General features: G+C 54.3%; 17 protein-coding genes, 1 tRNA gene and 4 pseudogenes. 11 read left to right on the plus strand and 11 right to left on the minus strand.

What is annotated here, in order from left to right:
• Positions 1 to 476 precede the first annotated feature (476 nt).
• Both pta and K3556_RS01270 read right to left on the minus strand, forming a co-directional pair.
• Positions 477 to 1,475, minus strand: coding sequence for a phosphate acetyltransferase (gene pta, locus K3556_RS01265; protein ID WP_260517930.1), 999 nt, complete (start codon positions 1,473 to 1,475; stop codon positions 477 to 479).
• Between the two features lie 11 nt (positions 1,476 to 1,486).
• Positions 1,487 to 2,062: pseudogene (locus K3556_RS01270) on the minus strand (YeiH family protein); the annotation flags it as partial.
• Positions 2,063 to 2,229: 167 nt separating this feature from the next.
• Between K3556_RS01270 and istA the strand changes: the two are divergent.
• Complete coding sequence (gene istA / locus K3556_RS01275; RefSeq protein WP_260517931.1) at positions 2,230 to 3,759, plus strand: IS21 family transposase; 1,530 nt, start codon at positions 2,230 to 2,232, stop codon at positions 3,757 to 3,759.
• Between the two features lie 10 nt (positions 3,760 to 3,769).
• Positions 3,770 to 4,528 (plus strand): IS21-like element helper ATPase IstB, encoded by a 759-nt coding sequence (gene istB / locus K3556_RS01280; protein WP_260517932.1) that lies wholly within the window; start codon positions 3,770 to 3,772, stop codon positions 4,526 to 4,528.
• Positions 4,529 to 4,625: 97 nt separating this feature from the next.
• Here the strand turns inward: istB and K3556_RS01285 are convergent.
• The 3 genes and pseudogenes from K3556_RS01285 to K3556_RS01295 form a co-directional block, all read right to left on the minus strand.
• Positions 4,626 to 5,096, minus strand: a pseudogene (locus tag K3556_RS01285) (YeiH family protein); the annotation flags it as partial.
• Positions 5,097 to 5,205: 109 nt separating this feature from the next.
• Positions 5,206 to 6,402 (minus strand): annotated as a pseudogene (locus K3556_RS01290) (sulfoacetaldehyde acetyltransferase); the annotation flags it as partial.
• 75 nt (positions 6,403 to 6,477) lie between these two features.
• Positions 6,478 to 7,829 (minus strand): IS3 family transposase gene (locus tag K3556_RS01295; RefSeq protein WP_260517520.1). Its coding sequence is split into 2 segments (ribosomal slippage): positions 6,478 to 7,493 and positions 7,493 to 7,829, totalling 1,353 coding nucleotides; the frame shifts between segments, so codons are not numbered across the junction.
• An 85-nt stretch (positions 7,830 to 7,914) separates the two neighbouring features.
• Between K3556_RS01295 and K3556_RS01300 the strand changes: the two are divergent.
• From K3556_RS01300 to K3556_RS01315, 4 genes and pseudogenes are all read left to right on the plus strand, one after another.
• Positions 7,915 to 8,319: pseudogene (locus K3556_RS01300) on the plus strand (TRAP transporter substrate-binding protein DctP); the annotation flags it as partial.
• Between the two features lie 98 nt (positions 8,320 to 8,417).
• Positions 8,418 to 9,086 carry a TRAP transporter small permease gene (locus K3556_RS01305; RefSeq protein WP_260517933.1) on the plus strand — a complete coding sequence of 223 codons (669 nt, stop codon included), beginning with the start codon at positions 8,418 to 8,420 and terminating at the stop codon, positions 9,084 to 9,086.
• A complete protein-coding gene (locus K3556_RS01310) occupies positions 9,086 to 10,444 on the plus strand; it encodes a TRAP transporter large permease (protein WP_260517934.1) in 1,359 nt (452 codons plus the stop codon). Before K3556_RS01305 ends, K3556_RS01310 begins: the two co-directional genes overlap by 1 nt.
• Before the next feature lie 9 nt (positions 10,445 to 10,453).
• On the plus strand, positions 10,454 to 11,236 hold the full coding sequence (locus tag K3556_RS01315) for an IclR family transcriptional regulator (RefSeq protein WP_260517935.1): 783 nt from the start codon (positions 10,454 to 10,456) through the stop codon (positions 11,234 to 11,236).
• A 1,125-nt stretch (positions 11,237 to 12,361) separates the two neighbouring features.
• On the opposite strand, the gene K3556_RS01320 is transcribed toward K3556_RS01315, so the two are convergent.
• The 3 genes from K3556_RS01320 to K3556_RS01330 form a co-directional block, all read right to left on the minus strand.
• Positions 12,362 to 12,438: transfer RNA gene (locus tag K3556_RS01320), tRNA-Arg, on the minus strand.
• A gap of 159 nt (positions 12,439 to 12,597) precedes the next feature.
• The gene (locus K3556_RS01325) at positions 12,598 to 13,695 is read right to left on the minus strand and encodes a CaiB/BaiF CoA transferase family protein (RefSeq protein WP_260517936.1); all 1,098 of its coding nucleotides are present in this window, start codon (positions 13,693 to 13,695) and stop codon (positions 12,598 to 12,600) included.
• Positions 13,688 to 14,845: an acyl-CoA dehydrogenase family protein gene (locus K3556_RS01330; protein WP_260517937.1), complete on the minus strand. Its 1,158-nt coding sequence runs from the start codon at positions 14,843 to 14,845 to the stop codon at positions 13,688 to 13,690. The genes K3556_RS01325 and K3556_RS01330 overlap by 8 nt, the downstream gene beginning before the upstream one ends.
• A gap of 208 nt (positions 14,846 to 15,053) precedes the next feature.
• On the opposite strand from K3556_RS01330, the gene K3556_RS01335 reads away from it, so the two are divergent.
• Together K3556_RS01335 and K3556_RS01340 are read left to right on the plus strand one after the other, a co-directional pair.
• A complete protein-coding gene (locus K3556_RS01335) occupies positions 15,054 to 17,165 on the plus strand; it encodes a YjbH domain-containing protein (protein WP_260517938.1) in 2,112 nt (703 codons plus the stop codon).
• Positions 17,166 to 17,167: 2 nt separating this feature from the next.
• On the plus strand, positions 17,168 to 17,902 hold the full coding sequence (locus tag K3556_RS01340; RefSeq protein ID WP_260517939.1) for a YjbF family lipoprotein: 735 nt from the start codon (positions 17,168 to 17,170) through the stop codon (positions 17,900 to 17,902).
• 19 nt (positions 17,903 to 17,921) lie between these two features.
• On the opposite strand, the gene K3556_RS01345 is transcribed toward K3556_RS01340, so the two are convergent.
• The 3 genes from K3556_RS01345 to K3556_RS01355 all read right to left on the minus strand — a co-directional run bounded on the left by K3556_RS01345 (position 17,922) and on the right by K3556_RS01355 (position 20,496).
• Entirely contained in the window at positions 17,922 to 19,355 is a 1,434-nt protein-coding gene (locus K3556_RS01345; protein ID WP_260517940.1) for a mannose-1-phosphate guanylyltransferase/mannose-6-phosphate isomerase, read from the minus strand.
• Positions 19,356 to 19,483: 128 nt separating this feature from the next.
• Positions 19,484 to 19,699 carry a hypothetical protein gene (locus tag K3556_RS01350; RefSeq protein ID WP_247038358.1) on the minus strand — a complete coding sequence of 72 codons (216 nt, stop codon included), beginning with the start codon at positions 19,697 to 19,699 and terminating at the stop codon, positions 19,484 to 19,486.
• A gap of 158 nt (positions 19,700 to 19,857) precedes the next feature.
• The gene (locus K3556_RS01355; protein ID WP_260517941.1) at positions 19,858 to 20,496 is read right to left on the minus strand and encodes a CAP domain-containing protein; all 639 of its coding nucleotides are present in this window, start codon (positions 20,494 to 20,496) and stop codon (positions 19,858 to 19,860) included.
• Between the two features lie 170 nt (positions 20,497 to 20,666).
• Between K3556_RS01355 and K3556_RS01360 the strand changes: the two genes are divergently transcribed.
• The 3 genes from K3556_RS01360 (at position 20,667) to rfbC (ending at position 23,338) form a co-directional block, all read left to right on the plus strand.
• The gene (locus K3556_RS01360) at positions 20,667 to 22,001 is read left to right on the plus strand and encodes a UDP-glucose dehydrogenase family protein (protein ID WP_260517942.1); all 1,335 of its coding nucleotides are present in this window, start codon (positions 20,667 to 20,669) and stop codon (positions 21,999 to 22,001) included.
• Positions 21,994 to 22,683, plus strand: a complete 690-nt coding sequence (locus K3556_RS01365) for a sugar transferase (protein WP_260517943.1) — start codon at positions 21,994 to 21,996, stop codon at positions 22,681 to 22,683. Before K3556_RS01360 ends, K3556_RS01365 begins: the two co-directional genes overlap by 8 nt.
• Before the next feature lie 76 nt (positions 22,684 to 22,759).
• Complete coding sequence (gene rfbC / locus K3556_RS01370; protein WP_260517944.1) at positions 22,760 to 23,338, plus strand: dTDP-4-dehydrorhamnose 3,5-epimerase; 579 nt, start codon at positions 22,760 to 22,762, stop codon at positions 23,336 to 23,338.
• The last annotated feature ends 39 nt before the right edge of the window (positions 23,339 to 23,377 follow it).

The raw sequence follows: 23,377 nt of genomic DNA on the forward strand, positions 1-23,377 counted from the left end.
GAGCCCATTGCTGACCCTATCAAAACTCTGCTGCGCGCGCTCGCAGCGAAATCCATGCTACTTCGGAGTGATAATTCATGCTGTTCGGCAAAAACCAATGCAGCCACTCAAATCAGGCGCGCATGTCTTAAGTCATTGTAATTGGAACAGAAGAGTGTAATTAGAAACGGAAAGCTTCTGGTTCATCGTAAGCTTCACGGTGTGAAGAAAAATAGAAAGCCTTGTAGAAGCCAAGCTTCCTGTAGGTGAGTTGGTAAAGAAAACCCGTCGTATAAACACGGCAAGCAAAAGCGGCTAATGAGAAGTTCCACATCGTTTTAGTAGGGATGCGTTGTGGTGAAAGCATTTCGGATTGGTACGAATATAGCCTTGTGCTCTTGATCAAGAGTGATCGTGCAGATCATGAGCACGTCTATTGTTTTGGCGTTGAAGCGATCGCAATTGCTGCTTCGCCACCCGGAAAGGCTTCGAACACCTTACGTTCCTGCCTGAGCGGCGGTCACGGCAATCATATGAAGGATATCTTCGGAACTGCAGCCACGCGACAAATCATTGGCGGGCTTCTCTAGTCCTTGAAGCACTGGGCCAATGGCCACTGCCCCGCCAATGCGCTGTGCAATCTTGTAACCAATATTGCCGCTTTCCAAATTGGGAAAGACAAAGACGTTCGCGTCTCCGGCCAGTGGGGAGTCTCCGGCTTTAGATGCTGCAACGTCAGGGACAAACGCGGCATCAAATTGAAGCTCTCCGTCAATCAGCAGTTCTGGATCAACCATTTTGGCTATCTTGGTTGCTTCCACAACTTTAGATACTTTTTCATGTTGCGCACTTTGCCGGGTCGAGAAGGACAACATGGCTACGCGCGGACACTCTCCAGTAAGCGTTGAGAAAGACGCAGCTGAATCCAGAGCGATTTGCGCCATTTCTTCAGCCGATGGGTCCACCACCAAACCGCTATCTGCGAATATATGCGCGCCCTTCTTGACGTGGTGGGTTTGACAAAACAGCATCAGAAAGAAGGACGAGATAAGTTTCGAACCTGGTTGGGGCCCAATCACCTGAATGGCTGTTCGCACTATCTCGGCAGTGGTCGCGACAGCACCGCCAACGGTCCCATCGGCATGACCGGTTTTGACCAGAAGCGCGGCAAAGACTTGTGATTTGCGCGCTTCACGCACTGCGACATCCATTGAAATGCCCTTGTGCTTGCGGAGTTCAAAATAGGCCTGAACCAACTCATCCGAGAGAGGAGATATGGCAGGGTCGTGTAACTCGACGCCATCGTCGGGTTTGGCGTCGAAAGCAGCATATTGATCGAGGATATCTTTCTGTGGACCAATCAAGATGATACGCGCGATACCTTGCTCTCGTGCGTCAATTGCGGCCTGTACAACGCGTGGATCACTTCCTTCGCTCAGGACAATTTTCTTTTGTGACCGGGCGGCGTTCTTCAAAAGCATTTCTAACGGCTTCATGAGACTTCCTTTTAGTGGCCCAGAAGGGCGACGCCTGCCAAAACAAACAAGGCGATGAAAACTGTTTCGACGACAATCAGCGCAATCGCCTGCCCACCAACCTCAAGAATGCGTTTGAGCGATGTTTTCATGCCGACCGCAGCGATTGAGATCAACAAAGCCCACCGGCTGAGTGACGACATGGCTTCAACGATAATCGTTGGGATAAGACCGAAAGAATTCAGGGCAGCAAAGATCAGAAAACCAATAACAAAGGTGGGCAGAATTGGAGGGCGCTTGCCGTCTGTGCCACCGTCCTCTGCGTGACGGCGAACCAACATAGAAATGATCAAAACCACCGGTGCCAGCATGGCAACACGGATCAGTTTGACCAGCGTCGCGACCTCTCCAGCCTCATCCGACACCGAAAACCCTGCACCGACAACTTGAGCAACGTCGTGAATCGTGCCGCCAAGAAATACTCCCGAGACTTCGTCGTTAAAATCGAATGTCTCGGTCAGGATCGGATAGACGATCATCGCAATTGTAGACAATACGGTGACTGATAAGACGGTGAAAATGAGGTTGCGTTCAGAGTGCTCGTTTTTGGTGCGTATTCCGGGGTGATCCGCCCACCTATTCCGATTTGATGCGCCCACCCGTTCCGATTTTATCCGCCCACCGATTCCGGGGTATTCGCCCACCCCTGTGACGTGCTGCTGCGAGGCAATCTGTAACCGGCTACCCTTCGTCTTTTTGGCATGAAGGAAGCCCGATGAAGAGATTGCCGATGCGGAAGATACGAGATGTTTTGCGGCTCTCAGCCGAGGGCCTATCAACCCGCCAGATCGCAACGAGCCTGGCGATTGGGCGGACAACCCTTCGGGGCTACCTTGATCGCGCTACTGAGTTGGGTCTGGGCTGGCCGCTGCCAGCGGAGATGTCTGATACGGACCTTGAGCGATGCCTATTTCACCGAGCTCACCAGAACACCCAACGGATAGAGACGCAGCCTGACTGGTCGTATATTCACCGCGAGTTGCGTCGGAAGGGTGTGACGCTGTCACTCTTGTGGGAGGAACATCGCGCCGACCACCCCGAGGGATACGGCTACTCCCGATTTTGCGAACTTTACACGCGGTGGGAGGGCAAGCTGTCGCCTGTGATGCGACAGCGTCACCCGGCGGGCGAGCGGCTGTTCGTCGATTACGCGGGGCACACCATCGACGTGATTGACCCCGAGACCGGGGAGGTGCGCACGGCACAGCTGTTCGTCGCGACGCTTGGGGCCTCAAGCTATACCTTTGCGGAGGCGACCTGGACGCAATCGCTGCCGGATTGGATCTTGAGCCATGTGCGTGCCTTTGGCTTCCTTGGTGGTGTGACGGCGCAGGTCGTGTCCGACAACCTGAAGGCCGGGGTCACCAAAGCGTGCTTCTACGACCCTGTGATCAACCGAACCTATGCGGATCTCGCCACACATTACGACACAGCCGTTGTGCCCGCGCGGCCGCATAAACCAAAGGACAAGGCAAAGGTCGAAGGGGCGGTCTTGCTGGTCGAGCGCTGGATTCTGGCGCGGTTGCGCAATCGGCAGTTCTTCAGTCTCGGGGATGTGAACGCTGCCATTCGCCCGTTGCTTGATCGGCTCAACGACAAAGTCTCGCGACATCTCGGGGCCAGCCGCAGGCAGCTGTTCGAGCAGTTGGATAAGCCCGCTCTGAAGCCGCTACCGACGGCTCCCTACGTGTATGCGGAATGGAAGAAATGCCGCGCGGGGCTCGATTACCACGTCGCAATCGACAAACATTACTACTCCGTGCCCTATCAGTTGCTGAAGAAAGAGCTGTGGGCCCGCATCACCGCCCGCACGGTCGAAGTCTTTCACGTTGGACAGCGTGTTGCTTCCCATATGCGCACCTCTGGAAACGGCAAACATTCGACACAGCGCGACCACATGCCGGCGCACCACAAGTTCCGCGAGGATTGGACACCACAACGTATTATCGCACGGGCCGCTCGTGTCGGGCCGAATGTCGCCACCTTCGCAGAGGTTGTGATGCGCGAACGCAAGCACCCCGAACAGGGCTACCGGAGCTGTCTGGGCGTCATCCGGCTGGCCGACAAGTTCGGTGCCGCCCGCCTTGATGCGGCGTGCCGCCGCGCGCTCGAGATCAACGCCCGTTCTTACTCGTCACTCCAATCCATTCTCAAGAATGGGCTGGAGAGCAAGCCCCGCACCCGCGCCACGGAGGAGCCTGCCATCACCCATCCCAACATCCGTGGCGCCGATTATTTCCATTGAAAGGAACACAATGCTTGATCACCCAACCCTCGATCATCTGAAGGCCCTGCGGCTGGACGGTATGGCCGAAGCTTTTGCCGAGCTGCAGGCGCAGGATGCTGCAGCAGACTTCAGCCACGCAGAATGGCTTGGCTTGCTGGTTGACCGTGAGGTCGCCAGCCGTGAGACCAAGCGGTTTGAAGCCCGGATGCGCTCGGCCAGGCTGCGCCACGTCGGCGCCTGCCCGGAAGATGTCGATTACCGCGCGCGCCGTGGTCTCGACAAGGCGCTGTTCCAGAGCCTGCTCACCGGTAGATGGATCACTGACAAGCGCAATCTGATCATTACCGGCCCCTGTGGTGTTGGCAAAACTTGGCTCGGCTGCGCATTGGCGCAAACGGCCTGTCGCGACGGTGTCACTGTGGCCTACAAGCGGATGCCGCGTCTCTTCGAAGAACTCGAACTGGCCCATGGCGACGGGCGCTTCCCCCGCCTGTTCCGCAGCATCACCAAAGCACAGCTGCTCATCCTTGATGACTGGGGCCCAGACCGACTGACCGCCACGCAACGCCGGGATCTCATGGAGATCGTGGAAGAACGCTACGGCCGCGGCTCAACGATGATCACCAGCCAATTACCCATCAAGGCTTGGCATGACGTCATCGGCGAACCAACCTTCGCTGATGCCATCCTCGACCGCATCGTTCACAACGCTTACCGCCTCGAACTCGAGGGGCAGTCCCTCCGAAAAACCGTCACAAAAATGGATGACGAAAACCCTCAAACCTGATAACCGAAATCCACTGCCTCACGGCAACGCGTCACAAGTGGGCGGATACCCCGGAATAGGTGGGCGCATGTTGTCGGAATGAGTGGGCGGATCCTCCGGAATACGCATTTTTGGGTAGTACGGCAGAAATAGCCATGGCAGCAGACGCGCCGCAAATGGCAACAGATCCGCCTGTGAGCAACCCAAACCGCCATCCGCGTCCCAAGAAACGGGCGCACAGAATTCCGAACAGAATGGTCAGGATCACACCCAAAATAACAACGGCAATCAGTCGCGGCCCCAGGCCAATCATCAACTCAACAGAGATACGCGCGCCAAGCAGCGCCACGCCAATCCGCAATACTGTGCGTGCGGTGAATTCGACACCAGGTTTGCAGGCTCCTTCTTCGGCAAGAAAGTGGAAAGCAATACCCAACAGCAAGGCCATCAACATTGCCGGAGCACCGTAATGCTCTGAAAGGAATTGTGCGGCGGCGGCCACAACAATCGATACGAGGAAACCTTTCCAGTTTTCCTGCGCAAACTCCGCTGCGCGAGGAAAGCGCTCCGTTAACGTGTATTCCGACATGATTTTGAAACTCTTCGTGGGAGAAAGTGCCTCCTCTCTCAAAAGGTGGAAGAAAGAGGAGGCGTGGACGCAACAGGAGCGTAGGCCAGCTCCGGCTGCAGTCGTTTTTTTAAGCTGACCGGTGATTGGTTCGCATGTCGCTTGCGTTGATCCCTGCCACGCTGACGGGTTTTTTCATTGCGTCACGGCGGAAGGGCTCTCCCAGTTCTTGATTCAGAAGAATTTCGATGAATGTGGTTTTACCCTCGTCCATCTGGCGCTTGACGGCCTTATTCAACTCGTCGGTCAGTTCTTCCATCGTGGTGACTGCGATACCTTCGACACCGCAGGCACGTGCGATCCCGGCATAGCTCACTTCTTGCGACAATTCGGTTCCGACAAAGTTGTCTTCAAACCACAAAGTCGTGTTCCGCTTTTCAGCACCCCACTGGTAATTACGGAAGATCACCATGGTTATGGCAGGCCAATCATCACGATTGATGGAAACCATCTCATTCATCGAGATGCCGAATGCTCCATCACCTGCAAACCCAACAACAGGCGTGTCAGGGCAGGCAATTTTTGCACCGCAGATTGCTGGAAATCCATATCCGCAAGGACCGAACAAGCCTGGTGCCAGATATTTCCGAGTTTCTTCGAAAGTTGGGTACGCATTGCCGATCGCGCAGTTGTTACCAATATCAGACGAGATGATCGCATTTTTGGGCAAGGCCGACTGAATAGCGCGCCAAGCCATACGAGGGCTCATTTTTTGTGGTTCACGCCCACGCGCGCGTTCGTTCCAAGTGGTGCCTGGGTCATCATCCTCGTGATCCATCGACGTTAGCTCTTGTGCCCAACGTGATTTCGTTTCCGATATCGCTGTTTCACGCGCTTTGCGACCTTCGTCGCCCGCACCATCGGTAAGTTGCGCCAAGATACTCTGAGCCACTTTCTTGGAATCTCCAACGATGCCCACAGAAACGGTTTTGGTCAGTCCGATGCGGTCGGGATTGATATCAACCTGAATGATCTTGGCGTCACGCGGCCAGTAATCGATCCCATAACCCGGAAGGGTCGAAAATGGACTAAGCCGAGTACCTAGGGCCAACACGACGTCTGCTTTCGAAATTAGCTCCATCGCAGCTTTCGACCCGTTATATCCCAGAGGGCCGGCAAAAAGCGGATGCGAACCCGGGAAAGCATCGTTGTGCTGATACCCCACACAGACAGGAGCGCTCAGACGTTCGGCAAGGGCCATTGAATCGTCGATCGCATCGCCCAAAACAACGCCAGCACCGTTTAGAATTACTGGGTTTTTCGCATTCTGTCCGTCGTCAGAGTTTTTCGGAATGCTGAGGCGTTTTCGTAACGGAGGCTCTGGTTCGGTTTCTGTTTGAGTTTAGGCGGCCGCGGCTTGGTGCTGCAACCGGCGTTTTTGGATTGTCTGTTTCTTGATCTCCTCTCTCCTCTTCAGGATCTTCGCGCCTCGTCCTTGGTAGACATCGGCGGGCGTCAGATTTTTCAGGCTCTCGTGGTAGCGGTGGTTGTTGTAGTGATCGACGAAGGCGCTGATCTGGCGTTCCAAGTCGCCGGGCAGGAAGTAGTTTTCCAAGAGAACACGATTCTTCATCGTCTGGTGCCAGCGCTCGATCTTGCCCTGGGTTTGGGGATGGTGCGGCGCACCACGAACGTGAGCCATGCCTTTACCCTCGAGATAATTAGCCAGATCGGCGGCGACATAGGATGAGCCATTATCACTGAGCAGCCGTGGCTTGTGCACGACGTTCGCGCTGTTGCAGCCAGATGCATCCAACGCCAGTTCCAGCGTGTCGGTGACATCAGCCGCTTTCATGGTGGTGCAGAGCTTCCAGGCGATGATGTATCTGCTGTAATCGTCCAGGATCGTGCTGAGATAAAACCAACCCCAGCCGATGACCTTGAGATAGGTGAAGTCGGTCTGCCACAGCTCGTTCGGTCTGGTTGTCTTGTCACGGAACTCATCGGCGGCGCAGATCACCACATGGGCTGGTGCCGTGATAAGGTCTTCGGCCTTGAGGATACGATAGGCCGAAGATTCCGAGACAAAATACCGTTTCTCATCGGTGTATTTGACCGCCAACTCACGCGGCGTTAGGTCCTCGTGGTCAAGTGCAAAGTCGACAAAGGCCTTGCGGATGGTGTCCGGGATGCGGTTCCATACCGACCTTGGCCGGTGTGAGCGGTCTGCCAGTGCGTCAACGCCACCTTCGACCCACCGCGCATACCAATCGTAGTAGGTGCTGCTGGGGATACCGATCATCTTCAGGGTCTGCCGGGTCGGCAAATGCGAGGCCTCGACCGTACGGATGATCTCAAGCTTCTCAGAGGCGGGGTATCTCATTCGTCGAACTCCCCATCCCCGATCATGCTTTTTTTGAGCAGGCGGTTCTCAAGCGTCAGCTCAGCAACCACCTCTTTCAGAGCGGCAGATTCCGACCGCAGGTCTTTGACTTCAGGAGATGTCGCTTGTCGCGCCGTGTCACCCGCCAGCCGGTTCTTGCCCGCTTCAAGGAACTCCTTCGACCAGGAGTAATACAGGCTCTCTGCAATCCCTTCGCGACGGCACAGCGCGGCGATGCTCTCCTCACCACGTAGACCAGCAAGGACGATCCTGATCTTCTCTTCGGCTGAGTAGTGTTTGCGTGTTTTACGTTTGATACCCCTGACCAGCTTGTCAGCGGCATCCTTCGATGTTCCGGACTTCTTGTTCATCTTCGCTCCTTAATAGCTTCGATGAACCAGAATTCCTCCGTTGTTCAAACCCTCAAATCTGTCCGGTAGGCGCTGACGTCAGACATGTGGCACTGAGCACACCTCCATGAGCTCTTCGGTATTCGATAGCCTTGATGGTCATCTGCAAGATGCCGTAATGGAATCGTCCTACTGGGCACAAACCCACGTGCAGGCAGCAAACGAGGCAGCACTTGTAAAAACAGTTGGTCACTCTGATCCGCAACTGCCTGGTACAATCTTTGCTGAAAACAACGTCCGCAATGCTTTCCTGGCAGATGATCAGATCAAGATGGCAGAAGAGATGTGTTCGCCAGAGTTCCAACCACAACTTTGGGAAGATTGGCGCGAACGTCTGAACGGCTGGGCCGGTGGCATCGACACTTATCAGGAAATCTATGACATCGCGCGTCAGGTTCCCGCAGATATGAAACCTGAAAATGTCGAACCCCGCCGCTGGTGGAAAGGGTAACCAAAGCTGCATTACAGAGGCTGGCGCCGATTTGTGCGTCAGCCAACCAATTTGTGTCTTAGTCAAGATCAACTGGCAGGCACGTCAGGGAGGAAAATATGGCAATCTGGTCAGAGATCGGAGAAATCCTTAGTGCATTTGCATCACAGGATAGCTTCGAAATCCGTAACGCACTGAAATCAGATGCTGCTTGGCTTTTCGGAGCTTTCGCTACGGTGGCAAGTGGACTGCTTGTTTTGTGGATCTACAAAAAGGTACCTTGGCTTGATCGTCATCTGGAACGCACGATCATGGTATACAGCTATCTTGCGATTGCGTTTATCATTTTTTGGGGCGTTATCGATAGGTTTGTATTTGCCAATCAACAGCCTTGGTCGACAACCATCCCTCCTTTGTTGTTCATGATTATGGCGTGGTTTGGCGCAGCCTTTAACGTGCGTCTTAGGACCCATTTGAGCTTTGCCGAATTCAGATCCGTTATGCCGCGCGCTGGCCAGATGGCCTGTCTGACTTTGGATGCGGTGCTGTGGTTCATCTTCTCTGTCATCGTTTTGGTGACAACCGCTCGGGTCACAGCGCTGTCAGCCTCTAATTTCCAGATCGTTCTGGGAACTGACAACATCATGCAGTGGTGGTTTCTTATTACCGCTCCCATGGCATTTGTGCTGATGGCTTCACGTGTTTTTGAAAACTTTTTTGAAGACATCAGAAACTTTCGCAGCGGCGAGCCGCTGATAAAACAAGCCGTAATCGGAGGAGATGTGTGATGACCGATGGAACTCTTGTAACACTGATTTCTCTGGGCGTGACTGGCCTGTTCATGTTAGGGGTGCCGGTTCTGCTGGTCATTGCCTATTGGGTAATTGGCTGCTCCTTCGTGCTTGGTTTGACTCTCGATAACATGGGGGCTGAGTTGCTCAACGTGTTTAACAAAGGCTTTGCGCTGCTTGCGATGCCGCTGTTCATTCTTACCGGAGATCTGATCAACCAATCTGGCATCGCGCGTCGGTTATCGGACTTTGCCTATTCGTGTTTGGGGTGGCTGCGAGGTGGGCTTGCCATGGCTTCGCTTGGCGCATGTGGGTTGTTTGCGGCCATATCAGGTTCAAATTCTGCAACAACGGCCACTATCGGCTCAATGCTGCACCCCGAGATGGTCAAAGGGGGGTACGATGAGCGATTTTCTGCGGCAACAGCTGCAGCGGGCGGAACCGTCGGGATCATCATCCCGCCATCAATTATCTTTATCGTCTATGGTTTCTTGCTAAATCTGCCGATCTCGGATCTGTTTGTTGCGGGTATTTTGCCCGGCACGTTGATGGTTGTCGGAATGCAACTCGCCTGCTGGATCATTTGTCGCATCAATGGTTGGGGCTACCTGATCCCTCTGCAGCTGAACCGGGTTTTGAAAACCGCCTTTGGCGCATGGCTAGGTTTCTTTGCCATCGGTCTTGTCCTTTGGGGGATCTACACTGGCAAGTTCTCTCCAACCGAAGCGGCGGGCGTGACCGTTGGTTTCTGCATTATCGCCGGGCTTATCAGTTATCCACTAAACAAAATACTTGGGACGGATCGGGAAAAGCCCGCCACCGAAAAGAGCTATCTCGAGATGTTCGTAGTCGAAGGGTTCACCATTCCGCAAATCCCATCGATTGTAGTGCGTTCTGCACAGATCAGCGGCATCCTAGCACCTCTGATCGCGGTGTCTGTGGTCATGCAACAGATCCTATCCCTATTAGGCGCTCAGCAAACCATCGGAGATTTTGTAACTGGTATGGGAGGGTACTACGCGGTGTTGTTTACCTCCATGGTTATCGTGTTCTTCTCAGGCATGGTTCTGGAAAGCTTGCCTGTTACAATCATCCTTGCACCGATCCTTGCACCAATTGCAGCATCGGTTGGCATTGACCCGATACACTTCTCAGTAATCTTCCTTGTTGGTGCATCCATTGGGTTTATTACACCCCCATATGGATTGAACCTCTATGTGGCTTCCGGTGTAACAGGTGTTCCCTACTTCCGATTGCTACGTTATACGGTTCCTTACCTTGCAGCGTTGATCAGCGTTTGGGTCCTTGTTTCACTGGTTCCAGAGCTTGCGTTGATCCTATTGCCTAACAGATAGGTGTCGTAAATGCCCAATGATCAGGCTTCTTCAAAAGACAGTCAAATCCCGACCAACCTTCGGCTTTTGATGATAATTGAAGAAGTCGTCAAACGGGGTGTGTCAGTAAGGCCAGTCGATCTTATTGATGTGATAGAGCTTCCAAAACCGACAATTCATCGGCTTCTGCAGACTGCAGAAGCCGAAGGATTCTTGCAACGCGACATTGATGGCCGTTCCTACGGTCCGGGTGACAGATTACGCGCTCTAGCGATCAATACCATGTCGTCAGAGCGCGTGCGTACAGCGCGTCTTGCTATCCTGAAAGGCTTGACCGAGGAAATTGGAGAAACCTGTAATCTGGCCACTCCCGACAGAGAAGGCATGACCTATCTCGACAGAGTTGAAACCAAATGGCCGATTAGAGTTCAACTACCTCGAGGCACACAGGTTCCATTCCATTGTACCGCAAGCGGGAAATTGTACCTATCTTCTCTGCGCTCGAACACACTAACGGGCGTGTTGTCAGCCAGGCCTCTTGAGAAATTGACCGAACACACGATTACATCGCCAGAAACTCTGCGCGATGAATTAGCCAAAACACGCCAAAGGGGATACTCGACAGACAACCAAGAATTCATGACTGGGATGATCGCAATTGGTGTGCCTATTCTAAGTCCCAACGGTAGGCTTTTGGCCACGCTATCTACACATGCGCCAGTTATGCGTTGCTCGCTTGATCATATGAAAGAGTTTCTAGAGCCGCTTAGATTGGCGGCTAAAAAACTATCGGAACTCAACGGCAATCAATAGATAATGCAAGCAGAAGTGAGCTTGTAGCGGTAATGCGAGCGCAGTTTTAAACCGCGTATGCTTTTGCCGTGAACACTGAATTTTTTCACGGTCTGTTTAAAGCCCTTGCAACTGGTTGTAACGTCATCAAAAGGCCGCCGCGCTATCTGAAACTCGGGGTGAGACATGGCCGCTCGCAGCAGAAAACTCGTGGCGGAGCAGCGCCGCAGAGAAAGATTGGTTGATACCTCGTTCAGGTTGGTCTTAGGCAATGATCGGTCCGGCGGCTTCAGCTGAAATGCAAAGCAATCTCTGCTGCGCGGGCGAAGACTTTCTGCATCAGCGAACGCTGCAAGCGCGAGAGGCAGCTAATCCCGCGTAGCCGACTTCCAGACGCGCCCAGCTCAATGTCGGCTTATAAACCGCCCCGGACAACCGTGGCTTGAATTTACCGATCGCAACAAACCAGGAACGTCGCGGAACGGGTGTTATGTTAACCGCCCTGGGGTTGAATCGCTCGGCGCAGCCTGCGCCGTGATCCGCCCTAGTCATCCCCCCACATTTCGTCCAGATAGGCCTTCATGTCGAAATCCGGATCCCCCGGTCCAAGCGCGTCAGCGCGGTCCAGAATGGGTTTTAAGCGTTCCATTAATGGCCTTGGGTTTTCAAGGCACCTGAGCTGGAAACGGACCGCTCCCAGGATCGCTTCGGCTTCGCTTTCAGCCCAGAACAATCGCATTCGCAGTGAACTTCCGGTTCTCGCCCGACAAGCTAAGCGAAGAGCGGAGTATTCTTCATATTGACCCAATGGGATTTGGACAAGCCAAACGCCATTAGACGTTAGGGGGAAGGCGCTGCCTTCCCCCTCGGGCAACCCCATTAGACAAAACCGTGTCCTCGGCTGCGCCTGCGGGCCGCACCACTTTTGTCGAATAGCATTGCCTCGCCCCCATCCGCGTTCGCCACGTGGCAGATCAGCAGGAACAGGCGGCTTCGCCGTCTGACCTGCAAATCAGCCCTGATTTTCCGAAAAGGAACTCAGAAAACTCGAAACCAAAGGCAATGCGATGTGGCGTTCAGGGACACAAAAAAGGAAAGGTTCTGTCGCAAATGGAAGTACTATGTGTCGCCTGACAAAAAGGAAAGTGGCGCTCTGGGGAGGATTCGAACCCCCGACCCCTTGATTCGTAGTCAAGTACTCTATCCAGCTGAGCTACCAGAGCGCGGTAGGCGGGGATTTAGCGGTCCCGTGCAGGGTTTGCAAGGGGCAAATTGGGAATCTGGGAAGTCTTTGTGGCGATCGCTGGGCCAGTGCCATGACATGGGTTTGGTCGAATGCGCTGAACCGAAGCGTCATTCATCTCGACAATGCAGATCGCGGTCTAAGACCATCGCGTCAGCACGTTTTTTGCTGTTTCTGGCTTTTGTTCATCCCCGGCAACAGCTTGTCCAGCCGACGGTGACAGTTTCGGAGCGGCTTCGGGCTGGATTACGGTTTGGATATTGGTAAATGCACTACGCGCTTTGTTGTGCGGGTGATTGGGTGCCTCCTCTAACGACAAGACAGGCGCGCAACAGGCATCTGTGCCTTCAAGTAAGGTTGCCCATTCATCTCGGGTTTTGTGTATGAAAGCGGCAGCAAAAGCGGCGCGCAACTTCGGCCAACCCTCAAGATCCATCTGGTCGGGTAGATCCGTTTTTTCCAATCCCAACCGGGATAACAGTTCTGCGTAAAACTGGGGCTCCAATGCGCCAACCGACATGTGGCCACCGCAGGCGCACTCATAAACAGTATAGAAGGGTGCGCCACCATCCAGCAGGTTCGCCTCGCGTTGGTCGACCCATATCCCTGATCCGTGCATGGAATAGATCATTGCCATCAGATGCGCTGTGCCGTCAGTGATAGCGGCGTCGACCACCGATCCATGACCTGTTTCGCGCGCAGCGTGAAGGGCGGCCAGCATTCCGGCGACAAGATACATGCCGCCGCCTCCAAAATCACCGAGCAGGTTCAGGGGCGGCACTGGGTGGTGCCCCCCTATGGCGTGCAGGGCGCCCGTGATCGCGATATAGTTGATGTCATGTCCGGCAGCGTGTGCCAGTGGACCGGATTGCCCCCATCCTGTCATCCGCCCATAAACCAACCTTGGGTTCGATTGACGGAACGCGTCAGGGCCAAGGCCCAAGCGCTCCATCACGCCGGGTCGCATCCCTTCGATCAACATATCGGCGCGTCTGATCAGCGCGCGGGCGGTGGCGCGACCAGCTTTGTCTTTCAGGTCCAGTTCGACGAAACCACGTCCCCGGTTCAAGACATCAACGTTCTGTGGGATCAGCGGTTTGAGGTTTGGGCGCTGGATGCGCACAACGTCTGCCCCCATATCCGCCAGCCACATTGCGGCAAAGGGGGTCGGGCCAAGACCTTGAATTTCAATGACTTTGACGCCACACAGAGGGCCGCGTGCCGCTGCCTTACTCATCGATCGACCGCGCGATCAGTTCCTTCATGATCTCGTTGGTGCCGCCGTAAATCATCTGGACGCGCGCGTCAGCGTACAGTCGGGCGATGGGGTATTCCATCATGTAGCCATAGCCGCCGAACAGTTGCAGGCATTCGTGCATGACTTCGTTCTGCACCTCACTGCCCCAATACTTCGCCATCGAAGCGGTGGGCGCATCCAACGTGCCGTCGATCAACCGCGCGATCCCATCATTGACGAAGCTGCGCAAGACTTCGGCTTTGGTTTTGCATTCGGCCAATTTGAAACGGGTGTTCTGGAAATCCATCACCCGCTGGCCGAAGGCTTTGCGTTCCTGTGTATAGGCGATGGTTTGTTCCAACGCGAAATCGATCGCACCCAAAGCCTGGATCGCGATCAACAACCGCTCCCACGGAAGTTGTTTCATGAGTTGATAGAAGCCTTGCCCCTCTTCCGAGCCAAGCAGGTTGGTTTGGGGAACTTTTACGTCTTCATAGAACAATTCCGACGTATCGTTCGCTTTCATACCGAGCTTCTTGAGGTTCTGACCGCGCTTGAACCCTTCGCAGTGTTCCGGTTCGACCACGATCAGGGACACGCCCTTCGACCCGGCATCTGGGTCCGTTTTACATACTGTGATGATCAGATCGGCAGCTTGTCCATTGGTGATAAAGATCTTCGAGCCGTTGATCTTGTATTGGTTGCCATCTTTCTCGGCACGTGTGCGGACGGCCTGAAGGTCGGACCCGGTGCCCGGTTCGGTCATGGCGATCGCGCCGACAATCTCGCCTGAGGCAAGGCCGGGCAGCCAACGGGCTTTTTGCTCTTCAGTGCCGTACGCTGTGATGTAGTGGACCACGATGGATTGGATCCCATAGCCCCAACCGCAGTCGCCTGTCCGAGTCTGTTCATAAATGACGATACTTTCGAAACCCATATCTGCACCGGCGCCGCCAAAATCTTCGGGAATGGCGCCGCCCATGATGCCAGCTTGCCCGGCCAAACGCCAAAAATCGCGATCGACGATGCCTTGTTCGACCCAGCGCTCAATGTTGGGTGTCAGTTCATCGGCAAAGAAGCGGTTTGTCATATTGGCGAACATGCGATGCTCGTCGCTGACCCAAGCAGCAGAAGGTGTGAAAAGGCTCATTATCGGCTCCGAATATAGAGGGCTTTTCTGAACTATACCCGACCGGGAATTGTTAAGGCTGGTAACGTCGCGTTACAAAGGATAGACGATTTGCGAAGCAATCCGTGCATTTGCGCGACAATCCACTGCAAACCGTTGTTCCGTGACGGTTTTGCGTGATTTGTCCGCAAGGATCGCGTATTTGAACAAAAAAAGATGTTGAACGGAGATGGCAGTGAGCATTTCTCGGGTGGATTTTTGTAAATTGGCAGCCCTTGGTCTGGCAGCGGCGGCGACGCCCGCAGCGGCAGAGGTTGGCACGTTAACAACAAGCTATACAATTTATGGCACGCCCGGTCTTATCGCGATGCCAACAGCCGAAGCCGCAGCAGATAGTGAGCTGGCTTTTACCTATTCGCAATTCGGACCGAATGCGAACGGCACGTTGAGCTTTCAGATCACCCCGCGTCTTTCAGCCAGTTTCCGTTATGCCAAGATCGCCGATTTCCATCCCGTGGTTGGGGATTACTTCGACCGTAGTTTTGATCTCCGGTATCGGGTGCTAAACGAAAGTAAATATTTCCCGGCAGTGTCAGTTGGTATTCGCGATTTCATCGGCACCGGCATTTATTCCGGCGAGTATGTTGTTGCAACCAAATCCATCGGTGAACGCCTGCGTGTCACAGGCGGCATCGGCTGGGGGCGGCTAGGCAGTTACGAGCCTATCGGCAATACCGGTTCGCGGCCCCCATGGGATTTTGGCCAGGGCGGCACCGTGAATGCAAGCCAATGGTTCAAAGGCGACTTGGCGCCGTTTGCCGGCGTGTCCTATAAAGTTAACGACAAGCTGACGCTGAAAGCTGAATACAGCTCGGATGCTTATGTGCAAGAAGTCGCGGCTGGAGTGATGGAACATAAGTCGCCGTTTAACTTCGCGGTCGACTATCAGGTCTCTCCCGCCATTCACGTTAACGCCTTCTATTTGGCAGGTGATACGATCGGGGCAAATGTCGTCATTCGACTGAACCCGCGCCAACCCATTTCACGTTCCGGAAACGAACGGGCGCCATTGCCGGTCAAACCAAGACCCTCGCGCAGCAATGCAGATGCATGGAGCACTGGCTGGATATCTGATCCAACCAACGAAACCGGTATTCGCAAGGCTGTGGGTGATGCGTTGCACAAAGAAGGGATCACGCTACAATCCCTTGCGCTGGGCTCAACCCGCGCCGAGTTGGAAGTCGACAACCGCAAATACCATTCACAAGCACAGGCTATCGGGCGCACTGCACGGATTTTGACTCATGCCATGCCGCCCTCGGTCGAGACTTTCGTCATAACGCTGGTCGACAAAGGGATACCTCTTTCGACTGTCACCATGCGGCGCAGCGATATTGAGCGTTTGGAACACGCCCCGGCCATCGATATGTTCGATCGCGTGTCTATTGATGAATCCACACCGCGTGCGGTGCGCAGTTCTGAAATGGTTCGCACCGACAGTCGGTTCCGTTGGGCCTTGGCCCCCTATATGGGCTTGAGCTTCTTTGACCCGACCAGCCCCATCCGCGCAGATTTCGGACTGAAGCTGAGCGGGTCATATGAGGTCGCCCCGAACATTTTCCTTTCGGGGGCAATTTCGAAGAGCCTGTGGGGCAACTTGGACGAAGATACGAATGGCAGCTCCTCGGCACTGCCGCCTGTGCGGACGCAGGCCGGGCGATATGCAGCGGAGGGTGATCCTGCGATCTCTCATTTGACCGCAAGCATGTATGGCCGTCCGGGCAAGAACCTCTATAGCCGCGTGACCGTTGGTTACCTTGAAAGCATGTTTGGCGGTGTCTCGGCCGAGGTGCTTTGGAAGCCGGTCGACAGCCAACTCGCGATAGGTGCTGAAGTCGCTTGGGTGAAGCAACGCGCGTTCGATCAGCTGTTCAGTTTCCAAGATTACAGCGTCGTAACCGGGCATGTGTCCGCGTATTATGATTTTGGAAACGGGTTTACCGGCCAAGTTGACGTGGGTCGCTATCTGGCTGGTGATTACGGTGCCACATTGTCCATCGACAGAACCTTTGACAACGGGTGGAAGATCGGCGGCTTTGTGACCAAGACGAATGTTTCGGCAGAGGATTTCGGCGAAGGGTCATTTGACAAAGGCATCCGCCTGTCGATCCCGTTCGAGTGGGCATTCGGCACGCCCTCACGCGGGGCATCAAACGCAGAGCTACGGTCTTTGTCACGTGACGGTGGCGCGCGATTGGAAGTGGATGGCCGCCTGTTCGAATGGGTGGACGAAGGCCACGGAGATGCTTTGGCGTCCCGTTGGGGCAAGTTCTGGAGATGAGCGTGAAAGATCGTTTCACTAAGCAAGCCATGCGTGTGGCCGGCTGCGTTCTTGCCACCTCGCTTGTGCTTGGCGGATGCGGGTCGGACACGGATGCTGTTGAACTGCCGAAGATTACCGCCAGTCTTTTGAAAAACTCAGGCAAACAGCTGGGTGCAAAACTGGGCGGCTCGAAAGAAACTGCACCAACCGCAGAGACGACCGCGCCGACCGATCCCAATGCCGTTGTGAGCAAGGCATTGGCAGCGACAAAGGGGCCAATCGCGCTGGTTGTACGCATCGAGACCAAGGCGGTCTTGGCAATCAGTCCGGTCGGTCGGAACGGCGACTACGTCACCTGGGGCAGCGCCCCTGGTCAGGGTCTGACCTTCAAACGTGGGGTTTTGGCAAACACGCGTGGTCTTGGCGAAGACCTGATGGCATCACGTATTGATGCCGCTGTGTCTGCGATCACTGCGCGCCGCAATGCCACCTACAAGCGCGAACATTTCTATCTTGGTAATTTGGGACAAAGCACAAGTCTTGTGTTGGACTGCTCGCTAACACGCGGCAAATCTGAGCAGGTGAAACTGGGCGCGATCAATGCGAATGCCGTCATCATGAAGGAAAGCTGCAAGCGCGGCGAGATTGCTTTCAGCAACGTCTATTGGGTTGATGGAAACGGCCGCGTCCTGAAGTCCAGCCAATGGGTTGGTCAACGGATCGGCAGTCTGGCCATTCAGAATCTGCGTCTGTAAACCGCGCTGGCACTATTTACTAACTGCGCGAATAGGCGTCCTCGTATCGGACAATATCATCCTCTCCCAAGTAAGGGCCGGTTTGGACTTCGATAAGAACGGCATCAGTCTGGCCATTGTTTTCCAACCTGTGAACCTCACCTGTTGGCACGTATGCGGACTGGTTTGCCGACAACTCCACTGTATTGTTCCCGATAGTCACGCTTGCAACCCCCTCGACCACCACCCAATGTTCGGCGCGATACTCGTGTGACTGAAGTGATAAAACACCCCGCGGGTGCACAGTGATAAGCTTCACTTTGAACCCCGGTCCAGAGACCAGTTCTTCGAACCAGCCCCATGGCCTGAAGTCTTGCGGCCGAACAGTGGCTTGAGGCGTACCCCTGCTTTGCAACATCTCAACCACCGCGCCGATGTCATTAGAGCGCCCGCGATCTGCCACCAGCACAGCATCCCTCATCGCCACGGCAACCAGATCGCGCAGCCCCAAGCCGACAATTGTTTGCTCGGGACTTTCGGACATAAGCAAGCTGCCTTCGCAGTCGATGCTGTGCGCATTCCCAATCGCCACAACACCTGTTTGGGTGTCATCCGACACTACCTTTTCGCGCCAAAGCCCTTGCCAGCTTCCCAGATCGGACCAGTGACCCTTATATGGCACCGCGTAGATATTGTCCGCGCGCTCCATTATCGCGAAGTCCAGCGAGATATCAGGAAGCATCTCCCACGCCTTTTTTTCGAGACGCGAGAAGCCAAGGTCCCGTTCCTTGTGTTCAAGCGCGGCGGAGACATGGGTGACAATTTCTGGCGCATAACGCGCAAACGCCTCTTTGATGGCGGCGCTTCTAAACATGAAAATTCCGGCATTCCACAGGTGCTTGCCGCTGGCCATCATATGTGTTGCGGCTTTGAGGTTCGGTTTTTCAGTGAAAGACAAAACAGGCGCGGGTTGATTGGCGGGCAGATTGTCATCGCATACTTCAAGATAGCCGTAACCAGTCTCGGGCCGATCGGGGGTGATGCCGAACGTCACCAACTTGCCGGAGTTCGCGACGGCAATGCCCTGCTTGACGGCGGCAAGAAACCCATCGGGAGCAGAAAGTAGATGGTCAGACGGCGCGACAATACAAAGTGCGTTGGCGTCGCGATTGGCGAGCTCTGTGGCCGCAGCCAGGACGGCACCAGCAGTGTTTCTTGAAAACGGTTCGAGCAAAATGAGCTCGGGCAGGGTGCCTATTTCCCCCATCTGTTCGACGATATGGAAGCGATAGTTTTCGTGGGTTACGACGATTGGCCGCGCGAAAATTGGGGAGTGAAAGCGAAGCACAGTTTGTTGAAACAGGCTTGGCGCATTATCGATTTTCAGAAACTGCTTGGGGTAGCTTTCGCGAGATATTGGCCAAAGACGCGATCCAACGCCGCCTGCCAAAATGATCGGCGTAATTTTTTGCAATTCAGAGCGCCCTTCGCACCGACGGGTGATAATTCATCCGATGGTGGAATCATGACCTCTGAAAACAAAAACGGCAAGCCCCGAGGACTTGCCGTTTCAGTTTGAACGCTTCCTTAGAAGCGATCAAATTAGTTCGATGTGTCGGTCGAGTCGTCCGAAGCAGCGATGATGCCAGCCACAACAGCCAGACCCAGCAGAGCCAGACCGGTGTTGCCCAGCGAGCTACCAGCTTCTTCAACTACAACTACTTCTTCTTCCACAACTGCGTCGCCGTATGCGCCAGCGAAAGCAGGTGCGGACAGAGCGATCATGCCAGCAGCGGCAAGGGTCATCACTTTTTTCATGTTTCATACTCCATAATTAATTAGCGGGCAGCGCCAATTCAGCGAGCCGTCCATGTTTGTTTTGCATACCACGAACACTATTGGAAGTCTGTTCTTGCATTCAACACCTCCTAAACGCAGAACTTTGCCGCCCTGTGGCAGCGATGCAATAGTCATCATTATCCAGCGAAGATATGGGTAAGGAAAACCGAACCGCAGTACTTCGAACCCGGCTGAACGCCTGCGCCTACGCCACTATAGCGAAGGTTTTTGCGAAGAATATTTTTTCTATGTCCGGGTGATTCCATCCATTTTCGAACAATCAGGCTGGCAAGGCTGTTATAGCTGTGGCGGCCAATTCTGCGACCTCCATTTGTGGTGAAGTGGCATTGTTCGGACGAGCGAATCATGAACCGATTTCCGTCAATTCCATACAAATGCACCCACCCGATGTTCTCGGCTCCGGTCCGAAAGCGCACGCCAGAAGCCCGCAGGCGGTCGGTAAGCGAGCGATTGAACGATCCACTCGCTTTGTGGCTGAGTTTCTGACTGCGAGCCATCCACTGTGAATGTCGTGCCGCCTGCTTTCGAAGACCGGACGCCGTGGTCAGAGCGGGAAGGCCGCGTCGACACCGTTCGGCATTCACCCGCGCAACAACCGCTTTATCGAGCAGGCCCTGATTTAACCCTTTGACAGGAATTACTTTTTCTGCACCTGAAGCCTTTGCAACAGAACAAGAAGTGGCCGCAGCGCTGGTTGGGTTGGCAAGCGATAGAAGCGCAGCGACGCTTAGTGTTTTAAGTACATTCCCAAACATGCTTCAGTCCTAAACATCCAGTCTCACCCCGAAGCGTACAAACTTGCCATGGCAAAGGCATGACGGGAATAGGGCGATGTCAGGATGGGCGGAGGTTCGCCGTCCGTTGACAGTGTTTGCGTGATGCATCATCTCGGCGTAGATTATTTAAAAAAAGAGGTTTCGAGCCAATGAAGATAGCGATGATCGGCACCGGGTATGTGGGCCTGGTCTCTGGCGTGTGCTTTTCAGATTTTGGTCATGACGTCGTCTGTGTCGACAAAGATCCCAGCAAGATCAAAAAACTGGAGGCGGGGCACGTACCAATTTACGAGCCCGGCCTTGAAGAACTGATGGCGAAAAACGTCGCTGCAGGCCGACTTTCCTTCACCCAGAACCTAAAAGAGGCCGTGCAGGGTGCGAAAGCGATTTTTATTGCTGTTGGCACGCCGACTCGCCGCGGAGATGGCCATGCGGACCTGTCTTTTGTTTTTGCCGCTGCGGAAGAGATCGCTGATTCGCTCGAAGATTATGCCGTTGTGGTGACAAAATCGACAGTACCGGTTGGAACCAATCGCAAGGTTAAACAACTGATCCAGAAGGCGCATCCGAAGCTTGAATTTGACGTCGCCTCGAACCCGGAATTTCTGCGCGAGGGCGCGGCAATCGACGATTTCATGCGACCTGACCGCGTCATCGTTGGCGTCCAGAACGATCGCGCCACCGACATCATGGCCGAGATTTATCGGCCGCTTTTTCTTAGGGACTTTCCGATTGTCACGACCGATCTGGAAAGCGCTGAGATGATCAAATATGCAGCGAACGCTTTCTTAGCGACCAAAATCACCTTCGTGAACGAAATTGCAGCTTTGTGCGAACGTGTCGGGGCGGACGTCAAGCAGGTGTCGAAAGGCATTGGTTTGGACGGCCGAATTGGCAACAAGTTCCTACATGCCGGACCGGGCTATGGCGGAAGCTGTTTTCCGAAAGACACCAAAGCCTTGGCGCGGATCGGCCAAGAAGCCGGAATGCCGATGCAAATCACAGAGACTGTGATTACCGTCAATGAAGAAACCAAACGCCGGATGGTCGACAAGATTACTGATCTGTGTGGTGGCTCGGTCTCGGGCAAAACGATTGCAGTTTTGGGTGTGACTTTCAAACCCAACACAGATGATATGCGCGATGCACCCAGTTTAACGATTGTTCCAGCGCTGATCGGCGGCGGCGCTAAAGTGCGCGTCGTGGACCCACAGGGATTAAACGAAGGCGAATCTCTTTTGCCGGGTGCACATTGGTTCGAAGATGCGTATAAGGCTGCTCAGAATGCGGATGCTGTTGTGATTTTGACAGAATGGAACGAATTTCGCGCCCTTGATCTGAAACGGTTGTGTAAGCGAATGGAAACTCCAAGAATGGCGGATTTGCGCAATATTTATTCGCCAAAAGATGCAAAAAAGGCTGGCTTTGTCTCATACTGCGCTGTTGGTCGGCGTGGATTTGGACCGGATGGTTGGGATGGTTGAAGTCACGTATTCGAAGACCGTACAGAGCGAACGGGAAGCACTGGGGATGAAGCGTCTTTTTGATATAGTTCTGGCGTTGATGTTGTGCATCCCTGTCATCCCAACGCTGCTTGTTCTGTATGTGGTCGTGACAATTCGTGACGGCCGACCATTTATTTACCGCTCGGAGCGGAACACCACGTTCGACAAGACCTTCGATCTTTTGAAAATACGGACCATGCGCACTGTGCCCGATCATGAAAATGTCGGTATTACCGGGGGTCACAAACAAGATCGCATAACACCTATGGGAAAATTTCTGCGTGCCCATCGTCTGGATGAGCTGCCACAGGTCTGGAATGTGCTTAAAGGCGAAATGAGCTTCGTTGGTCCTCGCCCACCCGAGCCACGCTATGTTCAAGCGCGCCCGAACATCTACAAGCAGGTTTTGACGGACCGCCCCGGCATCACCGGACTCGCGTCGATCGTTTTCCACAGCCATGAAGAAAAAATGCTGGCGGCGTGTGAAACGCAGAAAGAGTCAGAGGGCGTTTACCTACGTCGTTGTGTTCCCCGGAAAGCCGCGTTGGACCACATTTATCACAAGAATAAATCGCTGCGTTTGGATATCTATATCCTCTACCTGACCGCCGCCAAGTTGTTCCCTTTACCCGGTCGACGCGCAAAACGCATTCGGGGTTAAAACCAGTAACTTCCTGACTCCGCAGCCGATATCTGTCGGCATGCGGGGTCACAAAAAATTTGATGGAGCCGCATCCATGAAGGTCGAAACAACCAAGCTAGACGGTGTTGTGATCGTGACACCAGCGCGCCACGGCGACAATCGAGGTTTCTTTAGCGAAACATTTTCGACCAACGCGATGGGGCAGGCAGGCTTGCCGTCAAAATTTGTGCAGGACAACCTATCGCGCTCGGCCAACAAGGGCACTGTGCGCGGGCTCCATTGCCAAGCACCGCCGCATGCGCAAGCCAAGCTTGTGCGTTGCCTTCGGGGCGCCATTTTGGATGTCGCCGTTGATGTGCGACACGGTTCGCCAACTTATGGCGATTGGGTTGCGGTCGAACTGTCAGACGATAATGGCTCGGCCTTACTGGTACCCGAAGGGTACCTGCACGGGTTTATCACGCTAACTGACGATGTGGACGTATTCTACAAGTGTTCTGATCACTACGCGCCCGAGACCGAAATGTCGGTTCGGTTTGATGATCCGGACATCGGTATAGAATGGGGGATGCCGTCGGACCAGACCACGCTAAGCGGCAAGGATGCCGAAGCGGGATCGTTGTCCGCGTTTGCGACACCCTTTGGCCTAGATGGCGGCCCACGCACATCATGACGAAAACGCCCGCAGAGTTAACAAGCGGGCGTTCGTTTT

Origin of the sequence: Aliiroseovarius sp. M344, from assembly GCF_025140835.1 — a bacterium.
In the GTDB taxonomy this organism is placed as follows: Bacteria; Pseudomonadota; Alphaproteobacteria; order Rhodobacterales; family Rhodobacteraceae; genus Aliiroseovarius.